Raw genomic sequence first — 4,098 nt, 5'->3', positions numbered from 1 at the left:
TTCCTGAGTGTACCCACTCAATGCTAAAAAGAAAGGATTGACATACTCAACTTTACCTGTCCTATCAAGTCCTACAACTAACAACTGCACATTTTCTAGTAAACTGCGCCAACGACGTTCTGCTTCACGTAATTGAGCTTCAATTTTAGTCTGTTGATTAATAGTTGTGGTTAAGAAATTGATTAATCTATGCAGGTGTGTGTTGGCTTGTGATAATTCAGCAGTTCGCTGTGCAACTTGAATTTCTAATTCTGCTTTGGAACGGTGGAGAATTTCTTCTACTTGTTTGCGATCGCTAATATCCATAACAGTACCAAGCATTCGTACTGGTTGACCTTGATCGTCACAGAAAAATCTACCTTTGCCTGCAATCCAGTGCAGACTACCATCAGGCCAAATAACTTTATATTCCTGATAATAATCGCATTTCTTTTGTTGAGAGGCTATAATTGCTTTGTTAACTGCTTCTCTATTTTCTGGATGAATAAAGCTAATAAAAGCTTCGTAATTACCTGCAAAAGTACCTATTGTTAGACCAAATAACTGTTCATGTTTATTTGACCATTTGATTTCATTGGAGAGAATATTCCAATCCCAAGTTCCCATGTGAGCCGCTTCTAAAGCCAGCCTTAAATGCTCCTCACTTTCTTTTAAAGCCATCTCAGTTTGCTTTTGCTGTGTTATCTCTTTTAAAAATATTGATATTCCATTTCCAGCCGGATAAATGCGATTTTCAAACCAACGCTCAATTGATGGATAATACGCTTCTAACTGCACAAAACTTTGCTCAGTCAAAGCTTGAGAATAAGTTTGATAATAACGTTGTCTAAAATCTTCGCTAACTTCTTGCCAAATATTTTTACCAATTAAATCTTCTAGTTTTTTACCAAAAACTTCTGCTGCTTTTTGGTTAACGTAGGTATAACACCAATTACCATCTACAGCGATAAAAGCATCACTAATACTCTCTAAAATATTTGATAAGCGTTGTTTAGCTGCTTCCGCTTCTGCACAAGCAGCTTGCTCACGAATTACAAGCTGTGCTATTTGTTCTTCTACTTGCTTGCGTTCTGTGATATTTGTTAGTGTGATCACACTACCAATGATTTTGTTTTCTGCGTCTAATAGCGCAGAAGCACCCAACAGTAAACTGAATTCATTACTATCTTTCCGATTTAATAATACTTCTACACTTTGAAAAGATTGTCCTTTCAGCAAACTGGATAATAAAAATTCTGGTTTATTTTCTTGTTGACATACTTCTTGGTTATCAATAAACAAACATGATTCTATCCTTTGTAGAACACTACAATGATTACATTCGAGTGGAAACGCTACATCAAATTGTTGAAATAATGGGTTCTGTCCACAAAGTTGTTGTGCTGCTTGATTTGCACGAGTAATTTTGCCATTTTCATCACATACGATGATGGCTTCAACGGCTTGTTCCAGAATCGAAGTTGCTAGTCTTTCCGACGCAACAATTTCTGCGTTGCGTTTTTGCTCTGTTAAATCTGTTACTACTAAACAAGTAACTGCTACATTGTCTATTTGTAACTGTTTAAAAGACAAATAAACAGGTATTTGAGTTTCATCATCAGCGATTAAGTTTAACTCACCGCGATTAACTACTTGTTGTGCTTGTTTAAATAAGCCTCTAAACACCTGTTTTTCTGATGGTACTATGTACTCTTCAAAGTTAGAACCAATAATTTTCTGTAACGGCTTTTTGAGCATTGCTGCTAAATGATGATTACAGTACAGAATTGTTCCATACTCATCAAGAGTTACAGATCCTTCGTGCATTTCTTGGACAAAAACACGGTAAGGATAATCAGCATCTTGTAAGGTAAAAACCTTTTCACCTTGGGGACTAGACACAACTAAAGCATCTACTTCACCCATTTTGATAGCTCTAAAAGTTTCTTCTAGAGTTTGTATTTGGTGACGTAAAGCTATATTCTCATTTTCAAGTTCTTGGAGTGTTTTCACTGCAATCACCCTCTCAACCTACATTCGGACATCAGGATTTTTTAAACAATATCTAAAGCAATGATCACTTTATCAATATTTGTTAAGTCACCAACTAACTTCTGTAAAGGTGGCGGTAGTTCTTTGATGAGAGTAGGCACAGCAAATACATGGTCTTTTTCTAAAACTTCAGGTTGTTGATATATATCAATAATTTCCATTTCATAGCGTCCTGGCAAGTATTTTTCACAAATGTTTTTCAAGCCGGAAATAGCACGCATGGAACGGAGACTATTACCAGCGACATACAAATGCAAAACATATTTTTGTAAATCTTTTGTTGCAAGCAACTTTTCAAAATCTTCTGTAGATTCTATAATCATCTCGTCATAGTTATCATTGGTTGAGTTGGAAGTATTCATGGCTCTCCTTGGCTGACATTTAGATAATGCGACGTAATTCTAGACCGACTAAAACCTTTTCTGTATTGGATAAATCTCCAATAATTTGCTTGACAGGTTCCGGTAGTTTTCGGACTAAAGTTGGGATGGCTAAAATTTGGTCTCCTTTGGCTAATTGGGGATTTTCCAAAAGATCAATTACTTCAATGCGATACCTACCTTCGAGATGTTCTTCACAAATTTTCTTGAGATTAGCAAAGGCTTTTAGAGATTTAGGTGTTTGTCCTGCTACATACAGCCGCAATTCCCAAATATCTATTTCTGTCTCGCTATATTGCTCGTGGTAATCTATAGATTCCATACTTAAATATTTCCTGAATAATTAGAATCAGCTTGTCGCAACCTTGCTCTTTTCTGTTCTTCTGATATTAAAAAGCTTTCTTGATTTTCTTCGATAGCAATTAGCCTTTCAAATTCTTGCTTTTCGATTTCAAATTGAGATTCTATAGCTTTAATTTGTGCCTCCATGAGTAAACGTTTGTGTTCTATATCACGCTGTTTTTGTTCAATTTTATTCTGGCGGGCTAAAGCAACCGCTTTGTCTTTAGCTTCTTGGATAATTCTGGCTGTACCTGTGAGTACCCCTTCTGCTCCTAGATAAACATCTAATAATTGCATTCCTTCGTTTGTTAAAAGGAATTCCCGCACTTGATTAGAGTGTGGTGTACCGCGAGATTTTAGTACATGAATTAAACGGTTGCGCTCGCCATTACTTTCTACAGTTCGCAGTAGTATCCAAGTATCTGCTAATGAAGAAATTCCTATTTCTGTATATTCTACGAAAGCAGTATTACCTTCGTTTAAATTTGTAAATAATGTTGTAATATTTTGGGTTTTGAGATAATCAATCAAGCGTGTCATAAATGATTTAACCTGAACATCATTACTGCCATAAGTGAGATTAGATATGGGATCGAAAATGACTGCATCAGGTTGAAATTCATTAACTGTACTCAGAATATTCACTAGGTGCATTTCTAAGCCGTAAAATGTCGGACGTAAAGCTTGGAATTTGAGTAACCCTTGATTAACAGCGTTCTCTAAATTAATACCGATGGAACGCATATTGCGAATAATCTGTTGTGCAGATTCTTCAAAGGCGAAAAACAAGCATTTTTCTCCTATTTGACAAGTAGCATCAGCAAAATGAGCGCACAATGAACTTTTACCAGTTCCCGCCGTACCAGAAATTAAGATGCTACTACCGCGAAAGAAACCTTTTCCTCCCAACATGGTATCTAGGCGTTTGATTCCACTAGAAATCCATTCGGTGGTGACTGGATAATCTAAGCTGACTGAGGTAATGGGAAGAACCGAGATTCCATTTTCTTTAATTAAAAATGGATATTCGTTCGAGCCGTGCCTAGAGCCACGATATTTAATAATTTGTAACCACCGAGTTGAGAGTTCATCAGTAACACGATGATCAAGTCGAATGACACAATCGGAACACTCGTGAGGGGTTAGATTAAAGTGTATTTTGTCAATGAGCTAAAATACTTAAACTTATCTAAATAAAAATGATAATCATGTGGTGGGGAGGGGGAGGAGGCGAGCGACGCTCGCCTCCTCCCCCCTCTTTTCGATTATCATTATCATTAAAATTTTTAGCAGATAAAATATGGAACGAAAAAGCATTGTAACAACACAATAACTTGGGAAGAAT

Annotated in this window: 4 protein-coding genes; all 4 read right to left on the bottom strand. The window is 36.4% G+C overall.

What is annotated here, in order from left to right; translation table 11 throughout:
* On the bottom strand, positions 1-1,992 hold a 1,992-nt coding region (locus tag H6G14_RS32965; RefSeq protein WP_190573174.1), incomplete at its 3' end, for a PAS domain S-box protein.
* A gap of 41 nt (positions 1,993-2,033) precedes the next feature.
* Positions 2,034-2,393 carry a circadian clock KaiB family protein gene (locus tag H6G14_RS32960; protein ID WP_190573172.1) on the bottom strand — a complete coding sequence of 120 codons (360 nt, stop codon included), beginning with the start codon at positions 2,391-2,393 and terminating at the stop codon, positions 2,034-2,036.
* A 19-nt stretch (positions 2,394-2,412) separates the two neighbouring features.
* Entirely contained in the window at positions 2,413-2,733 is a 321-nt protein-coding gene (locus H6G14_RS32955; RefSeq protein ID WP_190573170.1) for a circadian clock KaiB family protein, read from the bottom strand.
* Positions 2,734-2,735: 2 nt separating this feature from the next.
* Positions 2,736-3,911: a circadian clock protein KaiC gene (gene kaiC / locus H6G14_RS32950; RefSeq protein ID WP_338421262.1), complete on the bottom strand. Its 1,176-nt coding sequence runs from the start codon at positions 3,909-3,911 to the stop codon at positions 2,736-2,738.
* Positions 3,912-4,098 lie beyond the last annotated feature (187 nt).

This window comes from Nostoc parmelioides FACHB-3921 (genome assembly GCF_014696625.1).
Classification (GTDB): Bacteria; Cyanobacteriota; Cyanobacteriia; order Cyanobacteriales; family Nostocaceae; genus Trichormus; species Trichormus parmelioides.
The sequence above is the reverse complement of the archived record's forward strand: the minus strand, read 5'-3'. Positions and strand labels throughout refer to the sequence as shown.